Source organism: Kitasatospora sp. NPDC047058 (assembly GCF_040643935.1).
Lineage (GTDB): Bacteria > Actinomycetota > Actinomycetes > Streptomycetales > Streptomycetaceae > Kitasatospora.
Map to the genome: position 1 here is coordinate 1 of NZ_JBEYVJ010000412.1, position 5,709 is coordinate 5,709.

At 72.3% G+C, this 5,709-nt stretch carries 5 protein-coding genes; 2 read left to right on the top strand and 3 right to left on the bottom strand.

Annotation, left to right across the window (positions count from 1 at the left end; genetic code table 11):
• The 3 genes from ABZ885_RS34200 to ABZ885_RS34210 all read right to left on the bottom strand — a co-directional run.
• Positions 1 to 637, bottom strand: a 637-nt coding sequence (locus ABZ885_RS34200) for an SRPBCC family protein (RefSeq protein ID WP_360197533.1), incomplete at its 3' end; no start/stop codon positions are given.
• A complete protein-coding gene (locus tag ABZ885_RS34205) occupies positions 609 to 2,402 on the bottom strand; it encodes a thiamine pyrophosphate-binding protein (RefSeq protein WP_360197536.1) in 1,794 nt (597 codons plus the stop codon). The genes ABZ885_RS34200 and ABZ885_RS34205, both read right to left, overlap by 29 nt.
• Entirely contained in the window at positions 2,399 to 3,418 is a 1,020-nt protein-coding gene (locus ABZ885_RS34210) for a GlxA family transcriptional regulator (RefSeq protein ID WP_360197539.1), read from the bottom strand. Before ABZ885_RS34210 ends, ABZ885_RS34205 begins: the two co-directional genes overlap by 4 nt.
• Positions 3,419 to 3,873: 455 nt before the next feature.
• Here ABZ885_RS34210 and ABZ885_RS34215 point away from each other — a divergent pair, with 455 nt between their 5' ends.
• Together ABZ885_RS34215 and ABZ885_RS34220 are read left to right on the top strand one after the other, a co-directional pair.
• Positions 3,874 to 4,128, top strand: coding sequence for a hypothetical protein (locus ABZ885_RS34215; protein WP_360197542.1), 255 nt, complete (start codon positions 3,874 to 3,876; stop codon positions 4,126 to 4,128).
• Positions 4,129 to 4,141: 13 nt separating this feature from the next.
• Complete coding sequence (locus ABZ885_RS34220; RefSeq protein ID WP_360197545.1) at positions 4,142 to 5,269, top strand: SPFH domain-containing protein; 1,128 nt, start codon at positions 4,142 to 4,144, stop codon at positions 5,267 to 5,269.
• Positions 5,270 to 5,709 lie beyond the last annotated feature (440 nt).

The following is a 5,709-nucleotide window of genomic DNA, read 5'->3' on the forward strand; positions in this document are numbered from 1 at the left end:
GCCGACGGCGGTGCGCTCGACCAGTGCCGCGCATCGCCTTGAGGTTGGCCATCTCCACCGTGTGCCCCGCGTAGAAGAGGTCCCAGTAGGTGCCCACCCACGCCCGGTCCGGGCTCGGTGCGAGGTCGGGGTGCGGGTTGGCGTCGTAGTACGGGTGCCGGCAGTTGGTCCAGGTGATGACGGAACCGGGCCGCCCCAGCACCGCTTCGGCGGGCACGACCCGCATCAGGTAGATCATCCAGAGCTGCTCGCCCTGGTCCCAGGCGCAGTGGAAGTCCACCGTCCGGGCCTCGGCGTTGGACTCCACCCGGCAGAAGATCCTGGTCCCCGCCTCCAGCAGGTCGTCCCCGACCCAGAGGCCGGGGGTACCGGCGGGCTGGAAGTTCCGCAGGCTGAACGTCCACTCCTCCAGGTGGTGCCCCTGCCGCAGGTAGGCGTACGCGTCGTCCGGCGGGCAGTCGACGTACTCGTGGATGGTGCAGTACTGCCCGTAGACCTCCCGGTGGGGGTGGGCCGGGCGGGTCAGCTCCGCGCAGCGGGACGCCAGGACGTCCGGCGCGGTGTTCTCCACCGTGGTCAGGCCGGGTACTCCGGCCGGGCCGGACAGCTCAGCCGGCGTGGACGGCGCAACGCTCATGAACGGTCTCCTCGTGGTCGGCCGGCACCGGGCCGGCGGCGGTCAGGAAGGGAAGGAACGGCGGAATCTCCGCGGGGTCGACGTCCGCCGCCACCAGGACCGGACCGCTCGTCGCGTTGCCGCGCAGCAGTGCCTGCCGCAGCTGCGGTCCGGTGGTGGCCCGGCTCACGGCCAGGGTGGGGAACAGGCCCGCCACGCCCGCGGCGATGTCCGAGGGAAGGAAGAGGTTGGCCGGGTTGGGGGCACCCAGGAACAGCTGCTCGCGGGTGGCGCACATGGCGTGGGCGTTGTTGTTCAGGATCACGAAGGTGACCGGCGCGCCGTACTCGAGAGCGGTGTGCACCTCCATGCCGTGCATGAAGAACGCGCCGTCCCCGGCGAGCACGTAGGTGCGCTTCCCGGTGGCGAGTGCCGCCCCGATGCCGGCACCGAAGGCGTAGCCCATGCCGCCCATGCCGACGGCCACCACGAACCGCCCGTGCCGCGTCGCCCGGAGCCGGTGGATCGCGCTGGCCCCGGTGTTCCCCGCGTCCACGAAGACATGGGCGTCCGGCGGCAGGGCGTCCGCCACCGCGGCCACCGCCGCGGCGTGGGAGAGGCCGCCCGCACCGGGCGGCGGGGCCGCCAGCGGAACCGGTCCGGCGTGCCCGGGCGCGGGACGGTCGGCGGCGGCGAGCCGGGAGGCGAGTCGCCGCAGGGTGTCGCGCAGACCGCCGGACAGGTGGAGTCCGGGGACGGACGGGACGAACGGCGGTTCGGGATCGATGCAGATCACGGGGGTCTCGGCCAGGGCCGGCTCCAGTCCGCCGCGGGCCAGCACCGGCAGGCGGGTGCCGACGAGCAGGCAGAGCTCGGCCCGCCGCAGACAGTCCAGGACGTTCGGATGCCCCATCACCCCCGCCACGCCCGCGAAATGCTGGTCGGCGTTGTCGAACACGTCCCCGGCGTCCGGCGTGACCGCCACCCATGCGCCCAACCGCGCCGTCAGGTCGGCGAGTTCGCGCTTCGCCCCGGCCGCGGCGACGCCCTCGCCGGCGATCACCAGCACCCGGGTGGCAGCGCGCAGCCGCTCCGCCGCGCGGTCCAGTCGCACGGACGGGGTGCGCGGTTCGGGTACCGGGACGGGCGGCGCCGGCCGGCGAGCCGTCGACGTGGCCTGCTGGACGTCCTTGGGCAGCAGCAGCACGGCGGGCCCGCGGGGGTGCGAGCGGGCCGCGGCCATCGCCTCGGCGAGCAGCCGCGGCAGGGCGTCCGGGTGGTCGACCCGGGCGCAGAAGCGGCTGACCGGCGCGAACAGCCGCTGGGCGTCGAGCGATCCGGCCCGTCCGCTGGAGTCCTGGAAGGAGCCGAGCCCGTCCAGTGCGGTGGGTGGCTGCCCGACGAGGGCCAGCACCGGGACGCGTGAGGCGTACGCCTCCGCCAGCCCCGGGAGCAGGTTCATCGCGCCGCCTCCGGAGGTGGCGGCGACGACGCCGAGCCGCCCGGTGGTGCGCGCGCACCCGTCCGCCATGGTGACGGCCGAGAACTCGTGCTTCGCCACGACGGTGCGCGGCCGGCCCCCGACGCCGTCCAGGGCGTCGAACAGGTCCTCGATGTTCGCGCCGCCGATGCCGAACACCTGCCGGACCCCGTGCTCGGCCAGAGCGGCCGCCAGGTGGTCCACGACGCGGACCCCGGCGGGCGCGTCGGTGGTCGCTTCGGTGGTCGTGCCAGCGGTCGTGTCGGTGGTGTCCGTCGGCGGGGTCTCCCGGAGGTCGGTGGTCACGGGGTGGCACTCCTCTCCGCCGGCCCGGCCCCGAGGACCAGGCCGGCCGGCGCGAGCGCCTGGAACCGCCGGCGGTACTCGTTCGGGGTGAGCTCCAGCGTCCGGCCGAAGGAACGGAAGAAGGTCTCGGCGGAGGCGAATCCGCATCGGCGGGCGATCTGGCCGACCGGTAGTTCGGTGGACTCCAGCAGCTTCCGGGCCCGGGCGATCCGCATCTGCTCGATGTACTGGCCCGGCGGAGTGCCGACCTCGCGCCGGAACACCCGGGCGAAGTTGCGTACGCTCATGTTGGCGCGCTGCGCCACCTCGGGGACCGGCAGCGGCTGTTCGAGGTTCTCCAGGATCCACTCCTGCGCGGCCCGGATCGGCGGACGGTCGGCCAGCTGGGCCTCCAGGATCGTGCTGAACTGGGACTGGCCGCCGTTCCGTTTGAAGAACAGCACCAGGAAGCGGGCCACCTCCAGCGCGAAGGAGGCGCCGTGGTCGGCCTCGACCAGCGCGAGCGCCAGGTCGATCCCGCTGGCCACGCCGGCCGAGGTCGCGTAGTCGCCGTCCCAGACGAAGATCGGATCCGGGTCGACGGCCACCTCCGGGTAGCGTCGGGCCAGTTCGTCGCAGAACGCCCAGTGGGTGGTGGCCCTCCGGCCGTTGAGCAGCCCCGCCTCGGCGAGCAGGAACGCACCGCCGCAGACGGACACCACCCGTCGCGAGCGCACGGCCGCCCGTCCGATCCAGGACACCAGCTCCCGGTCGGCCAGCGCCTCGGGGAGGCTCCAGCCGCCCGGCACGACCAGCGTGTCGATCGGCCCCTCGCCCGTTCGGAGCGGCTCGGCCTCGATCACGATGCCCGTGCTGGTCCGCACCCGCGGCGCACGGGGCGAGACGATCTCGATCCGGTACTCGCCCTCCTCTCCGGGACGCCGCCGGTTGGCGGTGTCGAACACCTCGATCGGCCCCGTGATGTCGAGGGCCTGGGCACCCGGGTAGACCACCACAACAACTCGTCGCTGAGACACCGTGACAGCCTGTGTCCGACCGGGGAGTGGCGGCAATGACGGCTTACTGACGAATCCGGCCACGCGGGCTGCGCACTCCGCCGCCGACCAGCGGAGATGACGCGACGTCACGACACGGTGTGAGCCGAGTCATACTCTGCTCGCACACCGTCCGGCCGAGGGCCGGCACCAGCGTTCCGCCATCGACCCAGGGGCTGCCGGGCAAGATCCGCCGGACGGCCCCTGAGGCTCCCGGCATGGACACGGGCTCGGCATCGTGGCTCCTGCCGAGGGGTGACGCGCCAGGGCCGGCGGCGCCCGCCGCCTGCACACCCTTCTGCGGCGCGAGTGCCGGTGCCACCCTGGAATCAGGGCTGCTTCGGTACGGCGGCCCGGCCGCGCGCCTGTCCGCTGCGGACGAGCGCTGCTGCCAGGATGGCCGTGGCACGTGCGACAGGTGAAAGGGGCGGCCGCCGATGGTGTCGGACGAGGCCGTGATCGGTTGCCCCGGCGTGCTGGTGATCGGCACCCGGGGAGCCACCGGCCCGGGCGAGGTCCTGGTGAAGATCAGGGGCGGTACGGAGAGCTTCCTCGCCTGGTCGGAGGAGCCCCTGCCCAAGGGAACACCCGTCCTGGTGATCGAATCGCGCGGTACTCGCCAGGTCGACGTCATGGCGTGGACCGATCCCACGGGCAGCCCGGGGGCCGACCGTGCCGACGGGCTTCGCTGAGGAGGCAATCAGAATGTTCGGCTATCGCGTTCCCGCCCCCGACCAGGCGATGCTGATCTCCGGTGGAAGACGGGGCCTTTCGGGCGCGCCGTTCCGCGTGGTGACCGGGCACGGGGCGTTCGTCCTGCAGGTCTTCCGCAAGGTCCGCTTCCTGACCCTGGCGATGTGCGAGGCGGAGGTCGCCGAAACCTGCGTCACCAAGCAGGGCATCGCGCTGACGGCGCGGGCGGTCATCGCCTTCAAGGTGGGCAACGACACCGAGAGCATCGTCAACGCCGGCCAGCGCTTCCTGTCCGACCAGGACCAGATGTCCGTGCTGACCGGCCGGATCTTCGCCGGGCACCTGCGCGCCATCATCGGCTCGATGACGGTCGAGGAGATCGTCACCGAGCGGCAGAAGCTCGCAACCGAGGTGCTCGACACCTCGAAGGCCGAGATGGCGAAGATCGGCCTGATCGTCGACTCGCTCCAGATCCAGTCGATCGACGACGGTGACACCGGCTACATCGCCGCGATGTCGGCCCCGCACCGGGCGGCCATCCAGCGCCAGGCCCAGATCGCCCAGGCCCAGGCCACCCAGGCCGCGGTGGAGGCGGAGCAGCAGTCCGCCCGGAAGCAGGCCGAGTACGCCCGGGAGACCGCGATCGTGAAGGCGCAGTACACCGCCGAGGTGGACCGGGCCGAGGCCCAGGCCGCCCAGGCCGGCCCGCTGGCGCAGGCGCACGCGCAGCGGGAGGTGCTGGCGGCGCAGACCGAGCTGGCCCAGCGCGCGGCCGAGCTGCGTCAGCAGCAGCTGGTCGCCGAGGTCGTGAAGCCGGCCGAGGCGGACGCCGAGCGGATCAGGGTCCTGGCGCTGGCCGAGGCGGAGCGGATGAAGATCCAGGCCGAGGCGGCGGCCTCGCACGACCGGGTGGCGTTGGACCGGATGCTGATCGACCAGCTGCCGCAGATCGTCAAGGAGGCGGCCGGCGGGCTCGCGGGCGCCAACGTCAACGTGCTCAACGGTGCCGACGGCTTGGGCGAGATCGCCGCGGGCCTGGTCAGCCAGGGCCTGACCATCCTGGACTCGGTCCGCCAGGGCCTGGGTGCACCGCAGGGACGCATCGAACAGGACGGTGAGCAGCCGGCCGGCCGCGAGTGAGGGAAGGGGAGGGCGGCCGGCTGGTCGGGCAATTTGTTTCCGGCGTGAAATGGGAGTACTGTCGCCCAGTCGCTCGGCAGGGAGCACCGGACACGCATCGGCGCGGACGGTCCCGGGGCGGCCAATCCTTCGAAACACCACACCTCAGTTCGAACTGGGTCGCGTCGTGCCTTTTTCGGCTTTGCGGCCCGGGTCTGCTGTGGCGTGTCCGTTTATATGGGTTGCGGCTGGATTCGCTTTTCGGAGCGGGGATCGGCTAGAGTTTGAAACGTCGGACGGGGCGTCAAGCCGCAGAAGACACCAGTGAGTTGGATGAACGAAGCGCCGGAAACGGAGCGGAAATCGTCTGATAAGCTGGGAACACGAAAGAACGAAGCGCCCGGAGGGCCCGCTGGAAGGCGGTCCGAAGGAAGTGTCCGTTCCTTGAGAACTCAACAGCG

What these genes read in the sequence shown, in the direction of transcription:
- ABZ885_RS34215 (WP_360197542.1), top strand. Translation starts at nt 3,874, where the DNA reads ATGGTGTCGGACGAGGCCGTGATCGGTTGCCCCGGCGTGCTGGTGATC.
- ABZ885_RS34220 (WP_360197545.1), top strand. Translation starts at nt 4,142, where the DNA reads ATGTTCGGCTATCGCGTTCCCGCCCCCGACCAGGCGATGCTGATCTCC.